This is a genomic window from Providencia rustigianii DSM 4541 (assembly GCF_000156395.1).
Taxonomy (GTDB): Bacteria; Pseudomonadota; Gammaproteobacteria; order Enterobacterales; family Enterobacteriaceae; genus Providencia; species Providencia rustigianii.
Genome location: NZ_GG703820.1, coordinates 152,992 through 176,942, shown reverse-complemented (window position 1 = coordinate 176,942; position 23,951 = coordinate 152,992). Strand labels below are relative to the sequence as shown.

The following is a 23,951-nucleotide window of genomic DNA, read 5'->3' as shown; positions in this document are numbered from 1 at the left end:
CTTTTTATGATGGAAGATCTACGCACGAAGGCGAACAGTCCTTTTATTAAAGTGTTGTTAGCTATTATTATCCTGTCATTCGTGCTGACAGGTGTTGCTGGCTATGTGATCGGTGGTTCAAGTAATGATGCCGCTGAAGTCAATGGGCAGCCAATAAGCAGGGAACAATTACAGCAGGCTTTTCAACAGGAACGCCAATCATTACAAGAATACTTAGGGGATAAATTCGCTGAAGTAGCCAGTAATGATGAATATATGAAAGAGCTGCGTACCCAAGCTTTGAATAACTTAATCAATACCCAATTGATTAATCAATATGCGAATGAATTAAATCTCTCTGCAAGTGATAAGCAAATTGAACAGGCTATTTTTGCTATGCAAATTTTCCAAACTGATGGAAAGTTTGACAGTGAAAAATATCGTGAAATCTTAAGCCGTTACAATATCAATGCAGACAGCTTCGCCGCACAAATTCGTCAAGACTTAGTCCGTGCGCAATTAGGCAAATCCTTTACGGGGACTGAGTTTGCACTGCCTTCTGAAGTGAAAGCTTATGCTGAGCTATTTATGCAGCAGCGTGAAGTTCGCACTGCAATGCTGCCACTAGCTGAAGTTCAAGCTAAACAAACCGTCACAGAAGAAGAATTGAAAGCGTATTATGACGCTAATCAAAATAGTTTTATTTCACCTGAACAAGTTCAAGTGAGCTATGTAGAAATGGATGCTGCATCAATGCCGAAAGCAACGGTAAATGATGAAGAAATCACAACCTACTACCAGCAAAACCTGAAAAACTTCACTAAAGCAGAGCAAAAACTCTATAGCATGATTCAAGTTGCATCAGAAAAAGATGCGCAAGCTTTAGAAACTGAACTGAAAAATGGTGCTGATTTTGCTGCGTTAGCAGCTGAAAAATCAACAGACAAATTCAGTGCAAGTAATAAAGGTGTGATTGGTTGGATGGAAGCTGCATCTACACCAAGTGAAATCATCAGCGCGAACCTAACTGAAAAAGGTCAGGTTTCTGCACCAATTAAAGTTCAAGACAATTATGTTCTGTTCCGTTTGGATGATATTACGCCAGAAGCAATTAAGCCGTTAGATGAAGTTAAAGACAGCATTAAAACAAGCTTAACTCAAGATAAGAGCATCAAGCAGTTTTATGATTTACAACAGAAAGTGAGCGAAGCTGCAACAAATGATAATGAATCATTGGCTTCTGTTGAAAGCGTTTCTGGACTGAAAGTTAGCAATACCGAATGGTTTGATCGTAAAAATCCACCAGAAGCACTGAACTTCCCTAAAGTCATCAATGAGATTTTCAGTGAACGCTTAATTGATAAAAATGGCGCTACAGGTATTAACTCTGATGTGATTAACGTTGAAGGTGACCGTGCCTTTGTTGTTCGTGTCACTCAGTACAAAGCGGAAATGACAGAGCCATTTGATCAAGTTAAATCTGAGATTGCAACGCTGGTGAAACGCCAAAAAGCCTTCACTCAGTTAAAAGCAGATGGCGACAAACTAATTACTGAGTTAAAAGCGGGCAAGGGTGATGAGGCTCTGAAAGCTGCTGGTACTCAATTTGGTTCTGTTCAGACCGTATCTTTCATTGCACCGGCTACCGATGTCACTGATGTTGCAATGAAAATGACTCCGCCAATTGATGGCAAACCAACATACTCAATTGCTTATGATAAACAAGATAACTTACTGGTTGTTCAGCTAGATAAAGTGACTTTAGGTCAGCCAACTGCAGAAGAGCTGAGCCAACTTGGAAGTCAGTATCAAGCGATGATGAGCTCTGTGGTTAATGAGTCATTGATGCAAAACTTGCGCGCTAATGCAAAAATTGAAATTCAAAATATTGAATAATTGAGAAGCGCTTCGCAACTGAGATTGTAATCTTGGTAATAAAAGGCCACCTTTGGGTGGCCTTTCGCATTGTATAAACAAGCAAAAAGCATTGAGTGACAGCCTCTGGCATTGTGATGTTTCTACACATATAGGAGAACTGAAATGAAATGGAATAAAAATATTAAACAGGGATTAGGGACGTTATTTATGGCTGCCATGTTGTATTCAACATCGGGAGCTACATTTGCCAAGAAAATAGAACCAGAAAAATCTGTGGTTGCGGTGACTCAGCCAAAAGAAATGATAGAAACTAAGCCAGCGACGGGTTTAGTCAGCCCTGAACAAGTTAATATCAATCAAGCAAGCGCTGAAGAATTAGCAAAGATCCTCAGTGGAATTGGTAAACAAAAAGCTCAGGCAATAGTGGAATATCGTGAAAAATATGGGGCATTTAATTCCATTGAAAATATTCTTGAGGTTCAAGGTATTGGTCCTGCATTTTTAGAAAAAAATCGTAGTAAGTTAGTGTTGTAACGATAAATAAGCTCATCAGTAAGTGATGAGCTTATTTCACTTTGGTATTTTTAACTGAAAGAGTCAAAAAAGAAGTGAAGGTTTTTTATTCTAAAAATAATTTTGTAGAGCTTAATATGAGAGCTAAGTCTTATAAGTGATATTTTCTCAGCAAGCTATCTAAAGATTTGTTATTTTTATGTTATCGATAAAGTTGACTGGTCGGAGTAGTTATGGCGATAAATATTAAAGTACTTGGGTACCACATTGATGTATTCCAGCATGTAAACAATGCTCGTTATTTGGAGTTTTATGAGGCAGACAGATGGGAGTGGATGGGAAAAGCGAATCTGATTGAATGGGCAATCCAAAATAAAATTGTGATGGCAGCTGTAAACATTAACGTCAATTATTTTCAGGCAGTGGGTTTGGGTGATGAACTCACAGTAATATCCCGTATGGATAAAATTGGTGTTAAAAGCGCGGTTTGTTATCAACAGATTATCCGTAATAGTCATGGGCAATCTGAAGTTGTATCAGATGCTTATGTTACTTTTGTTTTTATTGATGGAAAAACGAATAAAGCCATGGTGATTGCAGATGAACTGCGTGAAAAAATTGAGGCGCTCAATAACAAAAAAGATTCTTTTATTGAAATGTAGCCAACCGAAATAAATAACTCTTTGGTTGGCTTTTTAAAATTAACGATAAACTACGGTTTTAGCTGCTCGAGAAGAGAATTCATTACAGCTTGTTTATTGCTTAAGTAATAATTCAAGCCTTTGCTGCGTAAGTGGCACGCTGCACACTCTCCACAGCCATCACCTTGAATACCGTTATAACATGTTAGTGTTTGTTGGCGAATTGTCTCTAGATGCCCATAATGATCCGCTAAAGCCCAAGTTTGCGCTTTATCTAACCACATTAGTGGAGTCTCGAATCGGATATCTTTAGCTAGACCTAAACTTACAGCATGGTTGAGGGATTTAACGAACTCATCACGGCAATCAGGGTAACCAGAAAAATCAGTTTCGCAAACTCCCGTGATCACCGCTTCGGCTTGTACCTGATAAGCATAAATAGCGGCTAACGTGAGAAATAAAATATTTCTACCAGGAACAAACGTACTCGGGAGACCGCTAGCTTCACTCTCCTTAAAGTCAGGAACCGGAATATTGTCTCGGGTAAGGCTGCTAATGGCTAATTCACTAAGTAGAGTGACATCAAGAACTTTATGAGCTTTAGCGCCTAATTGTAGGCTAAGTTTTTGTGCGACTTCGATTTCTAAACGATGGCGCTGACCATAATCAAAAGTGATGCAATGAACTTCATCATAATGTTTAAGTGCCTGTATTAGGCAGGTTGTGGAGTCTTGCCCCCCGCTAAAGACAACAACGGCTCGTTTCATAAGAACCTCCTGAACTCGAATAGGATTTAGATTTAAGGCTATGTTAGCGATGGGGAAAGGGAATGAACAGTCTATTTTTTTACTCTATTACTATTTAGTAAGCAATTTATGCTATATTCCCGCGATTTTTATAAAGTTATTCTACAATATTCACAACACGTAACACCTTTATTGTTTTCACATGGTAGAATTTTGATGATGAAAGTACATAAGGAAGGGGGCTAAATATGTTGGATAAAATTGATAAAAAGTTACTTTGCTTATTACAAAATGACAGTGGTCTATCATTAAGCGCATTAGCGGAAGCGGTGAACTTAACATCAACGCCATGTTGGAAAAGGCTAAAACGGTTAGAAGATGAAGGTTATATCCGCGGTCGAGTGACACTGCTGGATGGCGAAAAATTAGGTTTAGGACTTACGGTTATCGTAATGATTAAAACTCAGCAGCATAATAGCGAATGGTATGAACAGTTTGTCTCTTTTGTCGAACAACTACCTGAGGTATTAATGTTTTATCGTATGGCTGGGGAATATGATTATCTAATGCAAGTCGAAGTACATGATATGAAATCGTATGATTTATTCTATAAAAAGCTGGTTAATGGCGTTCATGGTTTAATCGATGTGACTTCCAGTTTTGCGATGGAAAAAATCAAATATACGACGGTGCTACCTATCCCCGATTAGTGGGCTATATCAATAGAACGCCAATATATAAATAGAAATTCGGTCGTTATTAACATCATTCAAGGCAGTAATACGTGCGATTATTTTCACAATTACGTTGGTACTTTTTTAGTGAATGGCGACGCTACTGCGGCGCTATTTGTTTTTTAATTATCATCGCTATTTTACAAGTCATTCCTCCGCGCCTAGTCGGTGAAGTTGTAGACGGTATCAGTAAAGGGTCTATGACTAACCCGCAGTTGGTCAATTATGTCTTAGCCATGTTGGTCATTGCACTGGCGGTATACGGATTACGCTATGTTTGGCGTTTATGGCTATTTGGCGCCTCATATAAGCTCGCCGTTCAATTAAGACAGAAAATTTATCAACGACTCAGTCAGCAAAACCAATCTTTCTATTTAAAATATCGTACTGGGGACTTGATCGCCCGCTCAACAAATGACGTAGATCGGGTTGTTTTTGCTGCTGGGGAAGGGGTATTAACCTTTGTTGACTCCTTAGTCATGGGCTGTGCTGTATTGGTCATGATGAGTGTAGAAATTAGTTGGCAACTGACATTACTTGCCTTGATCCCTATGCCGATAATGGCTTTAGTCATTAAGCGTTATGGAGATCTACTTCATCAACGCTTTAAGCATGCTCAAGGTGCTTTTTCTTCATTAAATAATCATGCCCAAGAGAGTTTAACCAGCATTCGTATGATCAAGGCATTTGGTCTCGAGGAGCATCAATCAAATCAATTTGAGCAGGTGGCGACAGAAGCTGGACGCCGCAATATGCATGTTGCGAAAGTCGACGCACGTTTTGACCCAACCATATTTGTGGCAATTGGTATGGCAAACTTATTGGCAATCGCAGGGGGAAGCTGGATGGTGTTGAATGACACATTAACCCTCGGCGAGTTAACCAGTTTTGTGATGTATTTAGGATTAATGATTTGGCCTATGTTGGCATTGGCGTGGATGTTTAATATTGTTGAACGAGGCAGTGCTGCCTATAGCCGTATATTGAGTTTATTGGATGAGCCTTTAGTTATCAAAGATGGTGCTCACTCTTTACAGCCAGATAAAGGCATATTAGAAGTTAATATTGGTGTATTTCAATACCCAGAAACTCAACGTCACGCCTTAAAAGATATTCGTTTTACTTTAAAACCGGGAGGTTTTTTAGGGTTATGCGGACCTACAGGCTCGGGTAAATCTACTCTAATAACCTTGTTACAGCGCCATTTCGATATTGATGAAGGGGAGATTTGCTACCAAAATCGCCCATTAACAGACATTCATTTGAATGAATGGCGAGCTAGGTTATCGATAGTTAATCAATCTCCATTTCTGTTTTCTGATACGGTAGCCGGAAATATTGCTCTTGGTCACCCTGACGCGACTCAAGCCCAGATTGAAGAGGCTGCACGTATTGCTTGTGTGCATGAGGATATTTTAAGGCTGCCTGAAGGTTATCAAACTGAAGTTGGTGAGCGAGGTGTGATGCTTTCTGGCGGGCAAAAACAACGTATTTCCATTGCTAGGGCTATTTTACAAAATGCGGAAATATTGATTTTAGATGATGCGCTCTCCGCGGTTGACGGGCAAACCGAGTTCACAATCTTGCAAAACTTAAGCCATTGGCGGCAGGGAAGAACGTTAATCATCAGTGCACATCGATTATCAGCATTAGTAGAAGCTGATAATATTTTGGTGTTGTGCCATGGCGAAATAGCAATGCAAGGCACTCATGAAGAACTCAGCCAACAGGTGGGCTGGTATAAAGATATGTATCACTATCAGCAGATTGAAGCGGCTTTGGATGGTGATCTATGAGTCAAAAAAAATCACTTTGGCCAGCATTAAAACGGTTGCTGTCTTATGGAAAAGCGTATCGCGGAACCATGGGAATTGCGGTCGGGATGCTATGGTTAGCGGCGATTGCGGAAGTCAGTGGTCCTTTATTGATTAGCTACTTTATTGACAATATGGTAGCTAAAAAACAGATTATCATGCCACTGACGCTGTATATGGCTGTTGGGTTTGTTTTACTGCAAATTACAGCGGCACTGCTTCATTATTATCAAAATATTTTGTTCAATAAAGCTTCTGTTGGGGTTGTACAAAGTTTAAGAACGGATGTGATGAATGCAGCATTACGCCAGCCATTGAGTACGTTTGATAAACAACCGGTAGGGCAAATTATTTCGCGGGTCACCAATGATACTGAAGTGATCAAAGACTTATTTGTGACAGTCGTACCAACCGTATTTCGCAGCATTGCACTAATATGCGCTATGCTGGTGGCAATGTTTTCCTTAGAGTGGCGGATGGCTTCGATAGCGGTACTCATTTTCCCCGCAGTCTTTATTATCATGTTGATTTATCAGCGCCTTAGTACGCCAATAGTTCGTCGGGTTCGTGCGTATCTTGCAGATATTAATAATAGTTTTAATGAAGCTATTAGTGGAATGACGGTTGTACAGCAATTCTTGCAACAAGCACGATTCGGCAAAAAAATTCAAGAAATCAACCAAGAACACTATCAGGCTAGAATGAAAGCATTAAGGCTTGATGGGTTATTATTGCGCCCATTACTCAGCTTAATTTCTGCCGCAGTTCTGTGTGGGTTACTGCTGTTATTTGGGCTTGATGGTGCGAGTACGATCGGGGTTGGGGTGCTCTATGCTTTTATTAATTATCTTGGGCGCTTGAATGAACCATTAATTGAACTCACTTCTCAGCAATCTATGTTGCAACAGGCCGTTGTGTCTGGGGAGCGCGTATTTGAGCTTATGGACAGCCCTCAGCAAGGGTATGGCGATAATATACAGCCGTTACAGCACGGAACAATTGAAATAAAGCACCTTGCATTTTCTTATCGCGATGACAAAAAAGTTTTAGATGACATTAATTTGTCTGTTCCAGAAAATAATTTTCTGGCATTGGTAGGGCATACAGGAAGTGGCAAAAGTACTATCGCTAATCTGATTATGGGCTACTACCCTTGGCAACAAGGTGAAATTTTATTGGATAGCCGAGATTTAAATACGTTATCACACCAAGTGTTACGTAGTGGAATTGCGATGGTTCAACAGGATCCAGTGGTGCTCGCGGCTTCATTCTTTGATAACGTTGCATTAGGGCGAGATGTCTCTCAGGATAAAGTTTGGGAGGTTCTTGAAACTGTTCAGTTGGCTCAGCATGTTCGCAATATGCCAGAAGGATTGGATACACTGCTTGGCGAGCAAGGAAATACATTATCTGTAGGCCAACGCCAGTTGCTCGCAATGGCTAGGGTATTAGTCATTACCCCTAAAATTTTAATATTGGATGAAGCAACCGCGAATATTGATTCAGGAACTGAGCAGGCAATCCAAAAGGCATTACGAGTTATTCGCCAAAAAACCACATTGGTAGTAATTGCTCACAGACTATCAACGATTGTTGATGCGGACCAAGTGGTTGTTTTGCATCGCGGAACGATTGTAGAGCAAGGGAATCATTCTCAGCTTCTACAGCAAAAAGGTCGTTATTATCAAATGTACCAGTTACAACAGGTGGGGGATTCACTGAACTCTCGCGATGAGGTTACAGTGGAGACCGTGCTAGTTTAGTCGAACCTAACTAAATATCAATTTTACCTAATCAAAAGAGCCACCAATATTTTTGGTGGCTCTTGAACTTTCAATTTTGAGTAAGTGACTACTTATTTTTTAGCCCTCAGCGAAACTTTCTCTTCCGAATAACCCCTTCTTGGACTGTGGTTGCAACAAGTTCTCCTTGCTGATTATAGATTTGACCTTTTACAAATCCTCTGCCTCCTGAAGCTGATGGGCTTTCGATTGCATATAGTAGCCATTCATCTATTCGATAAGGTCGATGGAACCACATCGAATGATCAATAGTGGCAACTTGTAAGTCTCGTTCCATAAAGCCACGACCGTGAGGCTGTAAAGCAGCAGGCAAGAAATTATAGTCAGATGCGTAACCTAATAAGTAATCATGTAAGGCAGGGTTATTGGGCAACTTACCTTTTGATTTAAACCAAATATAGCGGAACGGTTCTTGAGGAGCACTATCAAATGGGCTGTAAAATTGAATAGGGCGGAATTCAAAAGGATTTGGGCGTAGAGCATACTTTTTTACAGATTCTGGCAGTTTATCAGCTAATCGCTGAATAATTTCATCTTGTGAGATTAATTGCTCTGGTGCGGGGACTTCAGGCATTAGATTCTGGTGATTGAATCCATCTTCTTGTACCTGAAAAGACGCAGTCATAAAAAAAATGGGTTTACCATTTTGGATTGCACTGACTCTGCGGGTACTAAAGCTACCTCCATCTCTTAAAATTTCCACATCGTATACAATTGGGCGTTGGCTATCGCCTGGACGTAAGAAATAGCTATGAAATGACGTGATAATACGATCTTCTGGTGTTGTTTGTTTAGCGGCATATATCGCTTGTCCGACGACTTGTCCACCAAAAACTTGAGGTAAACCAAGGTCTTCACTTTGCCCTCGAAAAATGCCTTCTTCAATTTTTTCGAGTTTTATTAGGCTCACTAAATTTTGTAATTCTGGGCTCATAGTTACCTTGATGATGGTTAAAAAATATCAGATAGCACTATTTTCCCATTAATTACAAAAAATAGGTAGGCAGTTTGTGTATGACTAAATAGGCATTCTTTTTCTGTTACATTTTGAAATATAATTTCATTATTTAATATGTATTAGATATAATTTTCTAAGGTTAGATAAATGAAGATGTATAGATTATAATGGCGACGTAAAAATATACAGTAAAAACAATTAGTTATAGGGATTTTTTATGGGGTTGCAGCGCAGTGTTATTAGTTTGTTGGTAATTGTTTTTTTAGTGGGCTGCGAAGGAAATAACGCTAAACCCGCAGAAAAAAGGTTACAAGGAAAAGATAACCATGACAATCAACAAGTCGATATCGGTAAGGTCAGTGGTAATCTAATGATTATTAAAGGGGCCGTGCTTCCTGAGGATGTGGATATTACGGTCACATTGGCAGATACATCGATCATTGATTTACCTGCTTTAATATTGTCACAAAAACACTATAACCAATTGAATAATAAAACATCCTTACCATTCGAGTTGACTTATCATAAAAATGAAATTAGAAAACAGGCTCGGGTGATGGTGAGTGCGACTGTGTATGGAGAAGGAAAGTTATTGTATATCAGTGATTCTTCAATTGAAGTTATCAATAATGGTATAACCGAAAATATAGATATTTTATTAGTACCGGCGAATTAACCTTATTTTTAGGTTAATTGATTTTGAAATGAAAACTCTCGATTTTTTGAGTAATAAATCAGCACTTGATTTCCACTTTCTTGCTATTTTAATGGCTATCAAGCATAATGCCCCTGCTTTGAAAGAAGCATTCAATGGGGGCTCTGTTGGTTCTCCCGCAACGCTAACTTGTTAACTAGGTCAGGTCCGGAAGGAAGCAGCCATAGCAGGGGTCGTGTGTGCCGGGATGTCGCTGGCAGGGCTCCCACCCAAATTATACCTTTCCTTTTTTGTTCTTTTTTTGAATTGATTTCCCTCTATCCCAAGAATACTGTCCAGTACACTCACTAACCCTATTCTAACCCTATTTGATAAATTTTATGATACTTATAGAATATTTTTAGGAATATTAGGTAATAACAGAGAGCTATTGAAGTTTCAAAAACTAAAATATATCAGTCAGAGATTATTTCTATAATAGAAAAATAGAATTACATTTATTGAATGCTGAAAATTAAGAAAATGAAATACTATTGAGCCGATAAAAAGTTACCGGCTATAACCATTTACTATCTGTGCGCGTAAATAGAATTTATCTAACAAACTTCCAAACAGATGGAGGGATCTTATCGTAAAGTTTATTCATGGTGAGCTCTGCAAGACGGTGGTCTGCAGCAGAGTAAAATAACTCTAACTCATCATCTGATAACTCATATTTATTTTTTTCAATGACGCGCTCAAGTGTTTCAAGAGTTGTGCATTTTCTCAAACGCATCAGATAATCAGATTTGGTCATAACGCCCTTTCTTTTATGAAAAATAATCTAAAACTTAGTATGTCATAGTTAGGAGAAGGTAAATGATATACCTATGTTTTACTTGTCAGACATTTTAGATCATCATCTAGCACGGCGACAAGATTTTGATTCATACTTTCCCAGTCAGTGATTTCGCTAAAGGTAATAACTGGACTGCCAAATAAATCATATGTTTCGTCAAGATACTCTTCGACTAATGATATAACGAGATTTTCTTTTGGGTATTTGATCTTAAATCGCCAAACAAAGGAAGTGATGTGTTCGACAAGCTCGTTAAGACTCACACTTAGGGGTGAGCTGAGATCATTTATCCAATGAGTTGTTGTTTTTTGTAAACTTGATATCGCATCACGATTCAAGCTGTTACATAGATACTTTAATTCTGCTATATCATGTTTTTTGGGTGAATATTCATCCATAATCACCTCCACGGGCGAATCTGACTTTTACTTTGTGTGTTTTATATCAAAAATAATGTCATGTTAACTAAATATAAGCATCAGTGTTCAGTATAAATAGACAGAAGTTAATATACTGAAAAATATAAGATTATCACTGCGTGAGAGAATTTTTTAGATTATCAATGCTATATAAGTAATATTCGAATATAAACTGGCTGCTCAAAACAATTTTCGCCACGTTGATAATAATAGCACTTTTATGACATAAGTCACCACCCAATAACTACTTTTTTACAGATAATCGTAACAAGTAGAACTGATATTGCCATTTATTTTCTTGGTATTGATTGAATGAAAAATGTAAATAACACTGAACTCTTTATACATTTTAGTATGCTTAATATGAAATATTACAACTAAAAATGTAACATTGATTGATAACTTGATTAAAACTAATTAAATAGTTTATTTCTAGTCATTGAGTTTTATTTAATATAAAAAACTCCGCAGTTTTGAACTGATACGGAGTTTTTTATTAAATTAATTTAAAGATATAAGTTTAAAGTCACACCCGGCTTTAAGTCTGCCATTTTAACGCCTGAGTTCCAGTTCATCAGGTCATTTAGCTTAATGCCGTGACGTTTCGCAATACCATAATAAGTATCGCCTTTTCTGACTTTATAGGTACCATTCTTACGACTATTCGCAACAGGTGCTGCTCCAGATATTTTTAGCGTTTGCCCTGGAACGATCGCTTTGGCGGTTTTTAGACCATTAAGCTGCTGAATATTTTTTGCGGTCGTATTGAATTTTCTCGCTATACTTGCTACCGATTCACCTTTACGTACTTTATAAGAGAAGGTTTTACTTTGTTTGGTATTGTTTTTAGCGATATGAGTATTACGCTTGGTCTCTTGTGCATAACGATGTTGAGACAGGGCAGTTCGAATATCATTCAAAACATCTTGATCCGTAAGTGATAGCTTTAGCTTCTCAGCTTTTGCTGTCGGTAACAGAATATAATGTGGACCATTAGGGGCAGTCACCCCGCGAGTATACCCCGAGTTATATGTTTTAATTGACTCTTCAGTCAGCCCGACTAATTCGGCAGCTTGGGTTAAACTAATCTGTTGACCAACGTCAATTTGAGTCAAACCGCGATTCTTATTACTTTTCGGTAATTTAACCTGATAACGCTCAGGCTCTCTTAATACTTGGCTTAACCCTAGAATTTTTGGAACGTATTGCTTAGTTTCTTTCGGTAGTTGCAGAGACCAAAAATCAGTTGGTAATCCAGCCGCTTCATTCTTTTTAATTGCATTTTGTACGCAGCCTTCACCACAATTATAGGCCGCTAACGTTAGCTCCCAATCGTGGCCAAACATAATATTAAGGTTTTCAAGCAAATCCAACGCAGCTTTTGTTGACGCAACCACATCACGGCGTTCATCAACCCATTGAGTCTGTTTTAACCCGTAACCGCGAGCGGTAACTGGCACAATTTGCCACAGACCTGCTGCTTGAGCAGGGGAGGTTGCTTTAGGATTAAATGAACTTTCAATGACGGGAATTAGAGCTAATTCCATCGGTAAGTTACGTTCATTAATTTCATCTACAATTAAATACATGTAAGGTTCAGCTCTTACAGCAACATCATAGATAAAATTTTGTTTGTTTGAATAGCTGTTGGCCATTTCCCTAACGGTTGAGTTGTTAGGGATATCCATCTTCAGTTCACCACTAATATAACCCCAAAGGTCGTGATCGACTTTTGAGAGTTGTCTACTCGCTGCCTGATTATGAGATGCAACAGTGTCAATTGAGTGATTAGCTGAAGATTTTTGATGCTTTGCGGTAACTTTTGGTGCACTTTGGCAGCCAGCAAGCAAAACAATGGCGATGAGGGTCGCAATTATCTTCATTATCTCTATTTATCTTTCATTTTTAATGTTTAAAAGTTGAACAGATAATACTGATTTTACCTGTCATTGACAATGATTATACGTCAATATTGATCTTTTAATTGGCGTAACAATGTGAAAATGGCTCTTAATGATGGATTTACCATCTTAATGTTCAATTTTTGTTGTAATTCTACATTATTACACTGTAAAAAAATGTTAATATTTCTCTCTGTTTTCAATGTGCTAGGTACGGTCGCCTGTTGATTTTCACGTAATGCTGTGACTTTTTCGGAATAATTCTTAATAGCTTCATTTTCAGGCCAAATATGCTGCGCAAATTTTAAGTTAGAAAGCGTATATTCATGAGCACAACAGACCAAAGTATCGTCGGGTAAAGCGGCAATTTTTTGAATAGATTGAAACATTTGTTCTGGTGTACCTTCAAAGATACGACCGCAGCCTGCCGAAAAAAGAGTATCACCACAAAATAGATACGGAGCTTGATAAAAACCAACATGCCCTAGAGTATGCCCTGGCAATCCTAGTACTTTAAAATTAAAGTTACCGATCACGACAGAATCACCATCTTCAATTAGCAGTGTTGCCCCCTTTGCTAGCGTTTCTTGAGGCCCAAAAACAGGAATATTGGGATATGCTGCAATAATATCTTTAACGCCTTGGGTATGGTCGTTATGATGATGAGTGAGCAAGATTGCAGCAGGATTTAATTGGTTAGTTTTTAATGTTGCGATTACGGGCTCTGACTCCGCAGGGTCAACGATGATACATTGTTGGTTATCAGCTAGTAACCAGATGTAGTTATCGCTTAAAGCGGAAATTCGAATTAACTCCATAAATAACCTCGATTCTAATTCTAAGGGGAATGTGATGAAACCTGCGCGTATTGAGAAAAACATTCAAATGCCCGCCAGTTGGTCCGCTATTCCTTTTGGCGAACATTATCGCCAAGCCTTGGATATTCAATTAGCACCATGGTGGCAAAAAATATTTGGTTTTCATCTGCTTAAATTAGGGCATTTAAGCACAGAAATCCAGACTAAACAGTGCATGATACCTCATCAATTTTCGCTAGGAGAAGATTCGAATATCTTTGATGTAGCTGCTGCCCCGGAAGCACTTCCATTTGCAGATAAGACAATAGATGCTTGTGTTATGTCGCATATGCTGGCGTATAGCAACAACCCACACTGGATCTTACGTGAAGTGGACCGAGTATTAATTGATGATGGATGGTTAATTATTTCGGGATTTAACCCATTCAGTTTAGCGGGGATGGCGAAGCTAGTTCCGATACTCAGAAAGCAGCAGCCGTACTGTAGCCGGTTTTTCCCATCATTAAGAGTTTTTGACTGGTTAGGGTTATTGAATTATGAAGTTCTGTATCACCAAAATTGCCAAGTAATCCCTTGGATGTCTCCGGATAAGCGCATAAATAAGTGTGGTGGAGTTGGGGTGATTAGCGTCATTGTGGCGAGAAAAAGAACCTATCCCTTAACACCGACGCCCCTAAAATTTAAACAGCCAAAAGTGAAAATCACAACGGCATTAGGGGCGACGAAGGAAATCAGTAAACAAACGAAACTAACTAAATAGTCGAATGATTATTCTTGAGCTGGCTGGTATCCAGTATCTTCTTTAGTAGGGGAGTTTGCTGCAGCGCGGGCTAATTCATCACATTTTTCATTTTCTGCATGCCCTGCATGTCCTTTGACCCAACGCCAGTCAATCGTGTGGCGAGTGATGGCTTGATCGAGACGCTTCCATAGGTCGACATTCACAACAGGCGATTTATCTGCTTTTTTCCATTGGCGACGTTTCCAATTATGGATCCACTGAGTGATCCCTTGGCGTACATATTGGCTATCCGTTGTCAGGATCACATCGCAAGGTTGAGTTAATGATTCAAGGGCGATGATCGCAGCCAACAATTCCATACGATTATTGGTGGTGAGGAAAAAACCGTCACTGAGTGTTTTTTCATGCTGCTGATAACGCAACACAATGCCATAACCGCCGGGACCTGGATTACCTAAACAAGACCCATCAGTGAAAATTTCTACCTGCTTTGTCATTTCTGTTACACTCTTTCTTATTCATCAACTTCTAGTTTGACACAAAAAAACATTATGAGCACGGCGATAACCAGACAAATTGTCCTCGATACTGAAACCACGGGTATGAACAAGCTTGGTGTTCATTATGAAGGTCACAATATTATTGAAATTGGTGCTGTCGAGGTAATAAACCGTCGACTAACAGGGCGTAATTTCCATGTTTATATTAAACCTGACCGCCTAGTTGATCCTGAAGCCTTTGGTGTTCATGGTATCAGCGATGAATTTTTGCAAGATAAACCTGTTTTTGCAGAGATTGCCGATGAGTTTATTGAATTTATTCGAGGGGCTGAGCTTATTATTCATAATGCTCCCTTTGATATCGGCTTTATGGATTACGAATTTCGTAAACTGAATCGTGGAATTCCGCCCACTGCGGAGTTTTGTTCTATTACCGATAGCTTGGTTCTCGCTCGAAAAATCTTCCCGGGCAAACGTAATAACTTGGATGCATTGTGTGATCGTTACTTAATCGATAACTCTAAGCGAACACTGCACGGGGCATTGCTCGATGCGGAGATCCTCTCTGATGTTTATCTAGCGATGACTGGAGGGCAGACATCCCTCGCTTTTTCGATGGACTCTGACTCAAAGAATATTCAACAAGCAAATGAAATCCAACGTATACAACGTCCTGCTAGTGGATTAAAAGTTCTTTATGCCTCCGATCAAGAAATTGCAGAGCATGAGGCTCGCTTAGATATTGTCGATAAAAAAGGTGGAAAGCCCTGTTTATGGCGAAAAAGTGATGATGAGGAAGATGTCCTTCACTAATTAAAGTCAGATAATGCCCTGCAAGACTAAAAATTGTTCAACTGTACGATTTTTCAAGAAAAAGTGTTGACTGTGATACCGAGTATTCGTAATATGCTTGGCGTTCCCAGTAGGGAACTTCGGAGCGGTAGTTCAGTTGGTTAGAATACCTGCCTGTCACGCAGGGGGTCGCGGGTTCGAGTCCCGTCCGTTCCGCCAAATTATGACGCCATGCTATTAATTAGCATGGCGTTTTTTTTCATCTAATGTCTAAGCATTTTGGGTTTTGTTATTACTGTAGTAACTCTAATATCTCAATAGTGCTTTTCTACTCGTAACGAAGACTTATTAATTAAAATTAAGAAAACTCTTTACGAAGTATCTCTCCATGCTCATTTAACTCTGGAGCACCTTTTCTTTCTTTAGGATCTGGGTAGCTACTTATTTTTATTGGGTTACCGGGCATCTTGATACCACCAGCTTCAATTAACATATTTCTGGCTTGTGTCTGTGGTAGTTGCATTGCTTCCGCTACACTCAATAATGGAGCTGCGGGAACTCCGGCTACATCTATAGCGTTAATCCAATAATCTGCGTTATGTTCTTTTAGCTTATGTTCAATAAGCTTTTTGAGTTGTTCTTGATTTTTAACCCTATCAATATTTGTTAAGAAACGAGGATCCTTGATTAGTGATGGTAACTCAATGGATTGGCATAGCTTAGAAAATAAAGAGTCATTTCCACAGCAAATAGTAATAGGCTTATCCTTAGTATTAAAAACATCAAAAGGGGACATATAGGGATGGCGATTTCCAATCCGTTCAGGCGCTTTCCCCGTTGCAACATATGCCATTAATCCATGTTCAAGAAATGATATTGTTGAGTCGAACATAGCAATATCAACATGAGCCCCTTTACCTGTTTTTTCTCTTGCATATAAGGCGCTGACGATACCACAGAACATATATATACCAGCGCATAAGTCAGATATTGATGTTCCAACGCGGACGGGAGGTCCATTATGAAAACCTGTTTCCATCATGATGCCACTCATCGCTTGAATAATCGTGTCATAGGCAGGAAAGTCTTTTAATGGTCCGGTATGACCAAAACCAGAGGATGAAGCATAAATGAGTCGAGGGTTTATTGTAGATAGTTCTTCATATGAAAACCCGAGTTTATCCATAGTTCCTGGACGAAAGTTTTCGGCAACGATATCTGCTTGTTTTATCATATTGATAAAAATCGCGCGATCATCGTTATCTTTTAAATTAAGAACGATGCTTTCTTTTCCTCGATTCACAAAACTATAATATAAAGATTGCCCATTAACATAAGGCCCATATGTCCGGGTATCATCACCATGACCTGGAGTTTCAATTTTTATGACTCTTGCTCCAAGATCACATAGCATTTGAGTTCCAAATGGGCCATTTAATACATGCGTAAGATCTATAACAAGTAAATCTTCGAACGGGCCTTTGCTTTTCATTTAATTACCTTTTTTATTTATTGTCATGCTTTTTTCTATTTCTATTATTTGAGTATCATTGTAATTAAGTTCTTTTAATACTTCGTGTGTATGCTCCCCCAATAAAGGTGACCTCACTATTGTAGGAGTAAATCCAGAGAATTTTATCGGACAACCGATTGTGAGATAACTGCCGCGTTTAGGATGATCTACTTCAATAATAGAGCCACTATCTCTCAGTGATTTATCATTTATGATTTCTTTCATACTTAATACAGCGGAACAAGGAATATCAAATTTATCAAAATAATCTGTTGCTTCATGCTTATCTTTATCTTTAATAATATTTTCTATTGCATCCCACACATCCTGAATATGGCTTACTCGCGCTTCAACTGTTGCAAAATTAGGATCAGTTTTCCATTCAGGACGACAGATTGCATCGCAAGTTTTTTCCCAATTGTGATCTTGATTAATAAAATAAATATAGGCATTAGGATCAGTGTCGCTTCCCTTACATTTAAGCATCGTGCCTGGTTGCCCTCCACCGCTTGAATTACCTCCACGGGGTACTGCATCACCGAAAGTACCATTTGGATATTGAGGATATTCTTCTAAGAATCCAATTTTCTCTAAGCGTTGTTGGTCCCGTAATTTTACCCTGCACAGGTTCAATACCGCATCTTGCATTGACATCGTCACCCGCTGGCCTTTACCTGTTTTTTCTCGATGTAAGAGTGCGGCAAGTAAACCGATAAGTAGATGCATACCTGTATTGCTGTCACCCAATGCAGCTGAACTCACTAAAGGTGGACCATCCCAAAAACCTGTCGTTGATGCAGCGCCACCAGCGGCTTGAGCGACATTCTCGTAAGCTTTAACGTCGGCGTAAGGTGAATTTTCATTAAATCCTTTAATGGAGCCAAAAATGAGGCGAGGATTTAATTCTTGGATGTGTTCCCAAGTAAAGCCCATATGGTCGATGGCGCCGGGATGAAAGTTTTCGACTAAAATATCGGCTTGTTTAATAAGACGCTCCATAACTTCTTTACCTTCAGGCGTTTTGGTATTGAGTTCAACGGAGCGTTTATTGCCATTCAGCATGGTGAAATAAAGAGCATCAACATCAGGAATATCTCTTAATTGATTTCGAGTGACATCACCAACGCCCGGGCGTTCGATTTTAATTACATCAGCGCCAAACCATGCCAGCATTTGGGTGCAGGATGGTCCAGATTGAACGCCTGTGAAATCAAGTACGGAAATACCATCAAGAGGTTTTGAATTACTCATATTTTCCCTTATTGAAGAATATAACCATGATAAAAATAATTTATCATGGTTATATATAGAACGAATTTAGCTCACGAGCCTTGCTATATATATCCATAATGGTGCTGCAATTATGAAACCAATAACACTGACTGCAAGCGATGCGGTTCCTGTTCTGGTATAAACATTAAATCGGCTTGCGATAATCGTTCCTGAAAAAGCAGGAGGAAGAGCACCAGCCAAGACCATCATTTGTAGTTGAGTGGATTCCATGTGAAATAACAGACCAGCAGCCAGCATTAATCCTGGCATTAAAATTAGTTTTAACATGGTGTTATAAACAATCTCACCATCAAACTCGAATTTATTTGCAGCCAGCGTTAACCCTGCTGCAAATACAGCGACACCAGAGTTGGCTTTTGCAATTAAATCAAATGTAGGATCTAATACATTTGGTATTTTAATTCCGATTAATACTAAGACGGTTGCTAAGATAGGTGACCAAACAACAGGTTCTTTAAATGCAGATTTAAGCGCACTCATACCACCACTACTTTTACCTCCACTCGTACTTGATGGATTAAGTAAAAATAACCCAATAGGTATAGTAATCGCGTTTACAATAATAGAAATAATGGCAACAACTAATCCTGTTGAAACAGTATCACCATAAATAGGATCTAATACTGCAAATCCAAGAAAACCAATAGTTGGAGAGCCTGCAATTAATGCACAAACAGCGGCTTCAGAGCGTGAATGCTTAAATAATTTTTTACAGCTAAAAAATGTAAAAAAGAAACATACTAATAGAACGACTAAAGAAATAATAGTTAGCTTCATATCAGCAAAAATCATTTCTCTATTTGCTCTAACGAGAGAGACAAATAATGCCGCGGGCAATGCATAATTTAGAACTAATTTATTGAATGCTCTCGCTTGATCTTCAGTGAAAACGTTTTTTCGACCACTGAAAAACCCCAATGCTAATATAACGATTATTGGCAATAAATCGCTCATGAATATTTTATACATGAAATCAATCATAATAATTCACCTAATATTTTCAAATAGAGCTAATGCGCTAAAAATAAATTAACGCACTAGTTACTCATGTGTTTTCCTGCCGGATAATTAATTTCCAGCAACAGACTTAGGATTTAAGTTTCCAATATGACCGCTTTCTGTACCAACCGCTGGGTCAATAATGACATTTATTAATGTCGGAGAGCGAGAGGTAATTCCTTTTTTTAAGGCTTGCTGAATTTCTTGTGGCGTTGTTGCGTAATAACCTATTCCGCCAAATGCTTCTATCATTTTATCATAGCGAGCATCAGCCATAAGAACAGTTGGCGAAGGATCTGTATCGCCATGGAGATTTTTATCATCACCACGATAGATGCCGCCATTGTTAAAGATAAGGATAGTTACTGGTAATTTATAGCGGCATATTGTTTCAATTTCCATACCACTGAATCCAAAAGCACTATCGCCTTCAATTGCAACAACGGGAATACCACTTGTAACACTGGCACCCACTGCGTATCCCATACCGACACCCATGACGCCCCATGTTCCACAATCTAATCGCTTACGCGGTTGGTACATATCAATGATATTTCTTGCATTATCAAGGGTATTGGCACCTTCATTAACAACATAAACATCTTTATGGTCTACGAGTACATCTCTGATTGCACGTAGCGCATTAAAGTAATTCATTGGTGAAGTATCGGTATTTAACTTCGTTGCCATTTTTTCAACATTCACTTTCTTATGTTCATCAATAGTGGCAAGCCATTCATTAGGGGATTTTACGGGGATTGATTTTAACCCGGTCAGCAATGCTTCTACGCTTGAATCGATATCACCGACAATAGGGGCTGAAATAGGTCGATTACTGTCAATTTCTGTCGGTTCGATATCTAATTGAATAAATTGAGTATCAGGCGACCAATGTTTACCTTTGCCATGGTCAAGTAACCAATTAAGGCGTGCACCCATTAATACTACAACATCCGCATTTGATAACGCATAGGAACGAGCAGAAGCTGCTGATTGAGGATGGTTATCGGGTAATAATCCTTTTGCCATCGACATCGGTAAATAAGGAATACCTGTTTCTTCAACAAATTGACGAATCTTTTCATCTGCTTGAGCGTATGCTGCACCTTTTCCTAAAATGATCAGAGGCTGCTTGGCTGATGCGAGTAATTGAAGAGCTTTCTTTATTGAATATGGTGATGGAAGTTGTTTAGGGGCTGGATCTTCAACTTTGAAAATGGTTTTATCTGCTTCATCTTTATCCATTACAGCCGCTAAAACTTCGGTGGTGAGGTCAAGATATACTCCACCAGGTCGGCCTGATACTGAAGTTCGTATTGCTCTGGCTAATGCAATTCCTAAATCTTCAGGTTTATTCACTCGATAGGATGCTTTTACAAATGGTTTAGCTATATTCATTTGATCCAATTCTTCATAGTCCCCTTGTTGGAGGTCTATAATTGCTCTATTACTAGAGCCACTGATTTGAATCATAGGGAAGCCATTGGTTGTTGCATTGGCAAGTGCCACCATACCATTTAAGAAACCTGGCGCAGAAACGGTGAGGCAAATACCTGGTTTTTGGGTAATATATCCGCTAATTGCAGCTGCATTACCTGCCGATTGTTCATGGCGAAATCCAATATAACGTATTCCCACTGCTTGAGCGTGCCTAGCCATATCGGTGACAGGGATGCCAACAACGCCATAGATTGTATCAATATCATTTTTTTTCAACGCATCAATAATGATATGCATACCATCTGTTAAATTTTGATTTTGGTTAGTAGACATGTCAACCTCATAAATAACATCGTAACAGAATGATGGGGAAGTTAATCTTCCCCTCTCAAATTTTAAAATTTAGATAGCTTTATTAATGCGCATAGAGGCAATTTCATCTGCGTTATAGCCCAGTTCAGCCAGAACTTCGTCGGTATGCTCACCGAGTAATGGGGCGCTTTTAATCTCTGGTGTAAATGAGGAGAATTTCATTGGGCAGCCTACAGTTAAGTAACTACCTCTTTTAGGTTGTTTGACTTCGACAATACTTCCACTACCACGAAGTGATTGATCTCGAGCGATTTCACGCATGCTAAGTACTGGTGCACATGGAACACCGTATTTACTTAGATATTCAACGGCTTCATGTTTATCTTTATCAGCTAAAAATTTTTCAATTTCAGCAAAGATATCAAAGATATGTGGCTGACGTGCTTTTGGAGTACTGTAAGCAGGATCTGTTGACCATTCCGGTTTTCCTATTGCAATGCAGGTTTGTTCCCAATCCTGTTCTTGGATAGTAAAGTAGATATAAGCATTTGGGTCAGTTTCCCAGCCTTTACATTTTAAAATCCAGCCTGGTTGGCCTCCTCCACCCGCATTACCTCCACGGGGTACTGCATCACCGAAAGTACCATTTGGATATTGAGGATATTCTTCTAAGAATCCAATTTTCTCTAAGCGTTGTTGGTCCCGTAATTTTACCCTGCACAGGTTCAATACCGCATCTTGCATTGACATCGTCACTCGCTGGCCTTTACCTGTTTTTTCTCGATGTAAGAGTGCGGCAAGTAAACCGATAAGTAGATGCATACCTGTGTTGCTGTCACCCAATGCAGCTGAACTCACTAAAGGTGGACCATCCCAAAAACCTGTCGTTGATGCAGCGCCACCAGCGGCTTGAGCGACATTCTCGTAAGCTTTAACGTCGGCGTAAGGTGAATTTTCATTAAATCCTTTAATGGAGCCAAAAATGAGGCGAGGATTTAATTCTTGGATGTGTTCCCAAGTAAAGCCCATATGGTCGATGGCGCCGGGATGAAAGTTTTCGACTAAGATATCGGCTTGTTTAATAAGACGTTCCATAACTTCTTTACCTTCAGGCGTTTTGGTATTGAGTTCAACGGAGCGTTTATTGCTATTCAGCATGGTGAAATAAAGAGCATCAACATCAGGAATATCTCTTAATTGATTTCGAGTGACATCGCCAACACCTGGGCGTTCGATTTTAATTACATCAGCGCCAAACCATGCCAGCATTTGAGTACAGGATGGTCCAGATTGAACGCCTGTGAAATCAAGAACTTTAATACCTTGTAAAGGAAGATCCATAGGTTACCTCATCATTTCTATTTTAGATTCGTATTATGTTTAACGTATATTAAGTACCGTGTAATCACGGGTTGCTTTTATACGAAATGTAATCATTTAATGATATGTAAGACGTAGTTAGTACTTAATGAATACTCTAATAAATACCCACACATCTTGTATTTTAATAGATGCAATTTGTCTCCTTTAAATTTCGCAATTTAGCTTGTAATCCTTAAAGTTACAGGAGAATAAGCACTATATGTTTAAAGTGATATAAATTTTGTGGAATTTCTTTATTTATATTCAATATGTTTTCAGTTGAGAATTCAATACTATATAGGTTTTAACTACAGCTGAAGTTATATATCTGGCCATATGGCAATATTCCGTTTTGTATTTTTAGATTAAGACCATTTTTTGTTTAACTCAAGGGATAATTGATAATAATTAACCTGTATCAAATTAATTATATTTTTTTTGCTTTTCTCTGGCTTATTTGTAAGTAAATGTTAGGTTGTGTGTTTGAATGAAACCATTTTCATTTAAATTTCATCCATAACTGATTGTCTTTAAATGATTATCTGTAATTGAATTATTTTATTTTTTATTTTTGGTTATAAACGTCATTGTAATCAAAATGAAAAAAAAGTTATTTTTCTTAGGTTCTGGGTTGAATTTGAAACAAGTTAGTACTCAATCTAAATTAAAATTTATATTTTAAAACTGTAATTTTTCGAATAAGGACCATTCGTATAAAGACTGATGGTTGGAGTTAATAACGTCTAATTATCCATAAAATGAAAATAAACAAGTCAGAAAGTGTCTCTATAAAGCTTTAAGTAAATTAATAATTTGGGAGCTATGGGGAATTTTCTATAATTAAAAAATCAGTCAAATTGATCGTATTCATCTTTGGAGTGCAGTGTTCAATATTAATTAAATCGATGTAAATGGATCTCGGTGTCGTGCTGCAAGACTTTCATTAAATAATCGAGGCTTTAGTGGTAATCGAATGATTGAGGATGTTTTTATAAACTGAAAATATACCCATCACTTTCTTATTGATGTAATTGATAGCGATACCAGCCATCAGAGATGCTTGTAGCATGTTTATGGTTTAAAGAGCATTGATAGTCGTACAAGCGTTTAGGGATGTTAAACAATGCTACATAGCATAGAGAGAACGGTGGCTGATATTGTCACTATGAAATCACTCAGATTAGTTGGAGAGAAAGCATAGTTTCTTGCACTATCGGCTCCAATTATTTGTTATGCAGACAGCTCCTTCTGCGAGCTTACATGAAAAAGCTCTGGGGATATTGAAAACGGTTGTCCTAAATG

21 protein-coding genes, 1 tRNA gene and 1 other RNA gene are annotated in these 23,951 nt (G+C 38.6%); 11 read left to right on the top strand and 12 right to left on the bottom strand.

The annotated features are described in order from the left end of the window. Nucleotides 1-6: 6 nt before the first annotated feature. The 3 genes from ppiD to PROVRUST_RS15155 all read left to right on the top strand — a co-directional run bounded on the left by ppiD (nucleotide 7) and on the right by PROVRUST_RS15155 (nucleotide 3,032). Complete coding sequence (ppiD, locus tag PROVRUST_RS15165; RefSeq protein WP_006815750.1) at nucleotides 7-1,875, top strand: peptidylprolyl isomerase; 1,869 nt, start codon at nucleotides 7-9, stop codon at nucleotides 1,873-1,875. A gap of 144 nt (nucleotides 1,876-2,019) precedes the next feature. Beyond that, on the top strand, nucleotides 2,020-2,391 hold the full coding sequence (locus tag PROVRUST_RS15160; RefSeq protein WP_006815749.1) for a ComEA family DNA-binding protein: 372 nt from the start codon (nucleotides 2,020-2,022) through the stop codon (nucleotides 2,389-2,391). Nucleotides 2,392-2,603: 212 nt separating this feature from the next. Beyond that, nucleotides 2,604-3,032, top strand: coding sequence for an acyl-CoA thioesterase (locus PROVRUST_RS15155; protein ID WP_006815748.1), 429 nt, complete (start codon nucleotides 2,604-2,606; stop codon nucleotides 3,030-3,032). A gap of 50 nt (nucleotides 3,033-3,082) precedes the next feature. On the opposite strand, the gene queC is transcribed toward PROVRUST_RS15155, so the two are convergent. Then, nucleotides 3,083-3,778 (bottom strand): 7-cyano-7-deazaguanine synthase QueC, encoded by a 696-nt coding sequence (gene queC, locus PROVRUST_RS15150; RefSeq protein ID WP_006815747.1) that lies wholly within the window; start codon nucleotides 3,776-3,778, stop codon nucleotides 3,083-3,085. Between the two features lie 227 nt (nucleotides 3,779-4,005). Between queC and PROVRUST_RS15145 the strand changes: the two genes are divergently transcribed. The 3 genes from PROVRUST_RS15145 to PROVRUST_RS15135 all read left to right on the top strand — a co-directional run bounded on the left by PROVRUST_RS15145 (nucleotide 4,006) and on the right by PROVRUST_RS15135 (nucleotide 8,068). Continuing rightward, nucleotides 4,006-4,467, top strand: a complete 462-nt coding sequence (locus PROVRUST_RS15145) for an Lrp/AsnC family transcriptional regulator (RefSeq protein ID WP_006815745.1) — start codon at nucleotides 4,006-4,008, stop codon at nucleotides 4,465-4,467. 74 nt (nucleotides 4,468-4,541) lie between these two features. Further along, nucleotides 4,542-6,287, top strand: coding sequence for a SmdA family multidrug ABC transporter permease/ATP-binding protein (locus PROVRUST_RS15140; protein ID WP_039855593.1), 1,746 nt, complete (start codon nucleotides 4,542-4,544; stop codon nucleotides 6,285-6,287). After that, entirely contained in the window at nucleotides 6,284-8,068 is a 1,785-nt protein-coding gene (locus PROVRUST_RS15135) for a SmdB family multidrug efflux ABC transporter permease/ATP-binding protein (RefSeq protein WP_006815743.1), read from the top strand. Before PROVRUST_RS15140 ends, PROVRUST_RS15135 begins: the two co-directional genes overlap by 4 nt. A 106-nt stretch (nucleotides 8,069-8,174) precedes the next feature. Here PROVRUST_RS15135 and tesB read toward each other — a convergent pair whose 3' ends face one another. Further along, nucleotides 8,175-9,041: an acyl-CoA thioesterase II gene (gene tesB, locus PROVRUST_RS15130; RefSeq protein ID WP_006815742.1), complete on the bottom strand. Its 867-nt coding sequence runs from the start codon at nucleotides 9,039-9,041 to the stop codon at nucleotides 8,175-8,177. Between the two features lie 241 nt (nucleotides 9,042-9,282). Here tesB and PROVRUST_RS15125 point away from each other — a divergent pair, with 241 nt between their 5' ends. Further along, entirely contained in the window at nucleotides 9,283-9,741 is a 459-nt protein-coding gene (locus PROVRUST_RS15125) for a YbaY family lipoprotein (RefSeq protein ID WP_006815741.1), read from the top strand. Nucleotides 9,742-9,885: 144 nt separating this feature from the next. Continuing rightward, nucleotides 9,886-9,982, top strand: an RNA gene (gene ffs / locus PROVRUST_RS19035) — signal recognition particle sRNA small type. 330 nt (nucleotides 9,983-10,312) lie between these two features. Here the strand turns inward: ffs and PROVRUST_RS15120 are convergent. The 4 genes from PROVRUST_RS15120 to gloB form a co-directional block, all read right to left on the bottom strand. Then, nucleotides 10,313-10,516, bottom strand: coding sequence for an HHA domain-containing protein (locus tag PROVRUST_RS15120; RefSeq protein ID WP_006815740.1), 204 nt, complete (start codon nucleotides 10,514-10,516; stop codon nucleotides 10,313-10,315). A 71-nt stretch (nucleotides 10,517-10,587) separates the two neighbouring features. Then, the gene (gene tomB / locus PROVRUST_RS15115) at nucleotides 10,588-10,956 is read right to left on the bottom strand and encodes an Hha toxicity modulator TomB (protein WP_006815739.1); all 369 of its coding nucleotides are present in this window, start codon (nucleotides 10,954-10,956) and stop codon (nucleotides 10,588-10,590) included. 527 nt (nucleotides 10,957-11,483) lie between these two features. Beyond that, on the bottom strand, nucleotides 11,484-12,860 hold the full coding sequence (gene mltD, locus PROVRUST_RS15110; RefSeq protein WP_006815738.1) for a murein transglycosylase D: 1,377 nt from the start codon (nucleotides 12,858-12,860) through the stop codon (nucleotides 11,484-11,486). Between the two features lie 83 nt (nucleotides 12,861-12,943). Continuing rightward, complete coding sequence (gloB, locus tag PROVRUST_RS15105) at nucleotides 12,944-13,696, bottom strand: hydroxyacylglutathione hydrolase (RefSeq protein WP_006815737.1); 753 nt, start codon at nucleotides 13,694-13,696, stop codon at nucleotides 12,944-12,946. Between the two features lie 34 nt (nucleotides 13,697-13,730). On the opposite strand from gloB, the gene PROVRUST_RS15100 reads away from it, so the two are divergent. After that, entirely contained in the window at nucleotides 13,731-14,456 is a 726-nt protein-coding gene (locus PROVRUST_RS15100) for a class I SAM-dependent methyltransferase (RefSeq protein WP_006815736.1), read from the top strand. 8 nt (nucleotides 14,457-14,464) lie between these two features. Here the strand turns inward: PROVRUST_RS15100 and rnhA are convergent, their stop codons facing one another. Continuing rightward, nucleotides 14,465-14,935 carry a ribonuclease HI gene (rnhA, locus tag PROVRUST_RS15095; RefSeq protein ID WP_006815735.1) on the bottom strand — a complete coding sequence of 157 codons (471 nt, stop codon included), beginning with the start codon at nucleotides 14,933-14,935 and terminating at the stop codon, nucleotides 14,465-14,467. 54 nt (nucleotides 14,936-14,989) lie between these two features. Between rnhA and dnaQ the strand changes: the two genes are divergently transcribed. Next, nucleotides 14,990-15,751: a DNA polymerase III subunit epsilon gene (dnaQ, locus tag PROVRUST_RS15090; protein ID WP_006815734.1), complete on the top strand. Its 762-nt coding sequence runs from the start codon at nucleotides 14,990-14,992 to the stop codon at nucleotides 15,749-15,751. Between the two features lie 121 nt (nucleotides 15,752-15,872). Continuing rightward, a tRNA-Asp gene (locus PROVRUST_RS15085) sits at nucleotides 15,873-15,949 on the top strand. A 139-nt stretch (nucleotides 15,950-16,088) separates the two neighbouring features. Here PROVRUST_RS15085 and yfdE read toward each other — a convergent pair. From yfdE to frc (PROVRUST_RS15060), 5 genes are all read right to left on the bottom strand, one after another. After that, complete coding sequence (gene yfdE / locus PROVRUST_RS15080; RefSeq protein WP_006815732.1) at nucleotides 16,089-17,222, bottom strand: CoA:oxalate CoA-transferase; 1,134 nt, start codon at nucleotides 17,220-17,222, stop codon at nucleotides 16,089-16,091. Then, nucleotides 17,223-18,494 carry a formyl-CoA transferase gene (gene frc / locus PROVRUST_RS15075; protein WP_006815731.1) on the bottom strand — a complete coding sequence of 424 codons (1,272 nt, stop codon included), beginning with the start codon at nucleotides 18,492-18,494 and terminating at the stop codon, nucleotides 17,223-17,225. 66 nt (nucleotides 18,495-18,560) lie between these two features. After that, on the bottom strand, nucleotides 18,561-19,505 hold the full coding sequence (yfdV, locus tag PROVRUST_RS15070) for a transporter YfdV (protein ID WP_119246409.1): 945 nt from the start codon (nucleotides 19,503-19,505) through the stop codon (nucleotides 18,561-18,563). A 99-nt stretch (nucleotides 19,506-19,604) separates the two neighbouring features. Beyond that, nucleotides 19,605-21,308 carry an oxalyl-CoA decarboxylase gene (gene oxc / locus PROVRUST_RS15065; protein WP_006815729.1) on the bottom strand — a complete coding sequence of 568 codons (1,704 nt, stop codon included), beginning with the start codon at nucleotides 21,306-21,308 and terminating at the stop codon, nucleotides 19,605-19,607. A gap of 69 nt (nucleotides 21,309-21,377) precedes the next feature. Then, on the bottom strand, nucleotides 21,378-22,628 hold the full coding sequence (gene frc, locus PROVRUST_RS15060; protein WP_006815728.1) for a formyl-CoA transferase: 1,251 nt from the start codon (nucleotides 22,626-22,628) through the stop codon (nucleotides 21,378-21,380). Nucleotides 22,629-23,951 lie beyond the last annotated feature (1,323 nt).

What these genes read in the sequence shown, in the direction of transcription:
- ppiD (WP_006815750.1), top strand. Translation starts at nt 7, where the DNA reads ATGATGGAAGATCTACGCACGAAGGCGAACAGTCCTTTTATTAAAGTG.
- PROVRUST_RS15160 (WP_006815749.1), top strand. Translation starts at nt 2,020, where the DNA reads ATGAAATGGAATAAAAATATTAAACAGGGATTAGGGACGTTATTTATG.
- PROVRUST_RS15155 (WP_006815748.1), top strand. Translation starts at nt 2,604, where the DNA reads ATGGCGATAAATATTAAAGTACTTGGGTACCACATTGATGTATTCCAG.
- queC (WP_006815747.1), bottom strand. Translation starts at nt 3,778, where the DNA reads ATGAAACGAGCCGTTGTTGTCTTTAGCGGGGGGCAAGACTCCACAACC.
- PROVRUST_RS15145 (WP_006815745.1), top strand. Translation starts at nt 4,006, where the DNA reads ATGTTGGATAAAATTGATAAAAAGTTACTTTGCTTATTACAAAATGAC.
- PROVRUST_RS15135 (WP_006815743.1), top strand. Translation starts at nt 6,284, where the DNA reads ATGAGTCAAAAAAAATCACTTTGGCCAGCATTAAAACGGTTGCTGTCT.
- tesB (WP_006815742.1), bottom strand. Translation starts at nt 9,041, where the DNA reads ATGAGCCCAGAATTACAAAATTTAGTGAGCCTAATAAAACTCGAAAAA.
- PROVRUST_RS15125 (WP_006815741.1), top strand. Translation starts at nt 9,283, where the DNA reads ATGGGGTTGCAGCGCAGTGTTATTAGTTTGTTGGTAATTGTTTTTTTA.
- PROVRUST_RS15120 (WP_006815740.1), bottom strand. Translation starts at nt 10,516, where the DNA reads ATGACCAAATCTGATTATCTGATGCGTTTGAGAAAATGCACAACTCTT.
- tomB (WP_006815739.1), bottom strand. Translation starts at nt 10,956, where the DNA reads ATGGATGAATATTCACCCAAAAAACATGATATAGCAGAATTAAAGTAT.
- mltD (WP_006815738.1), bottom strand. Translation starts at nt 12,860, where the DNA reads ATGAAGATAATTGCGACCCTCATCGCCATTGTTTTGCTTGCTGGCTGC.
- gloB (WP_006815737.1), bottom strand. Translation starts at nt 13,696, where the DNA reads ATGGAGTTAATTCGAATTTCCGCTTTAAGCGATAACTACATCTGGTTA.
- PROVRUST_RS15100 (WP_006815736.1), top strand. Translation starts at nt 13,731, where the DNA reads ATGAAACCTGCGCGTATTGAGAAAAACATTCAAATGCCCGCCAGTTGG.
- rnhA (WP_006815735.1), bottom strand. Translation starts at nt 14,935, where the DNA reads ATGACAAAGCAGGTAGAAATTTTCACTGATGGGTCTTGTTTAGGTAAT.
- dnaQ (WP_006815734.1), top strand. Translation starts at nt 14,990, where the DNA reads ATGAGCACGGCGATAACCAGACAAATTGTCCTCGATACTGAAACCACG.
- yfdE (WP_006815732.1), bottom strand. Translation starts at nt 17,222, where the DNA reads ATGAAAAGCAAAGGCCCGTTCGAAGATTTACTTGTTATAGATCTTACG.
- frc (WP_006815731.1), bottom strand. Translation starts at nt 18,494, where the DNA reads ATGAGTAATTCAAAACCTCTTGATGGTATTTCCGTACTTGATTTCACA.
- yfdV (WP_119246409.1), bottom strand. Translation starts at nt 19,505, where the DNA reads ATGTATAAAATATTCATGAGCGATTTATTGCCAATAATCGTTATATTA.
- oxc (WP_006815729.1), bottom strand. Translation starts at nt 21,308, where the DNA reads ATGTCTACTAACCAAAATCAAAATTTAACAGATGGTATGCATATCATT.
- frc (WP_006815728.1), bottom strand. Translation starts at nt 22,628, where the DNA reads ATGGATCTTCCTTTACAAGGTATTAAAGTTCTTGATTTCACAGGCGTT.